This window comes from Psychroserpens mesophilus (assembly GCF_050617655.1).
Classification (GTDB): domain Bacteria; phylum Bacteroidota; class Bacteroidia; order Flavobacteriales; family Flavobacteriaceae; genus Psychroserpens; species Psychroserpens mesophilus_A.
Window position 1 is genome coordinate 1 of record NZ_JBODQC010000442.1, and the last position, 241, is coordinate 241.

A 241-nucleotide genomic window follows, 5' to 3' on the forward strand; every position below is an offset into this window, starting at 1 on the left:
TTACGGTTGAAGACAATACTGCACCAACTTTAACAGTTCCTGCTGATGCTACTGTGGAATGTACACAAAGTACTGATTCTTCTGCTACTGGAACTGCTACTGCTACAGATACCTGTGGAACAACCACTGTTACGTTTACGGACAGCTCTGTCGCTGCTTGTGGTAACACAGAAACAATTACCAGAACTTGGACTGCTACTGATGAGTGTGGCAACTCAGTTTCAAATACGCAAACCATTAC

At 43.6% G+C, this 241-nt stretch carries 1 protein-coding gene; it reads left to right on the top strand.

Annotated features, from left to right (window positions below):
• The coding region (locus ACRHNM_RS17925) for a hypothetical protein (protein ID WP_431137990.1) at nucleotides 1-241 on the top strand (241 nt) is incomplete at both ends.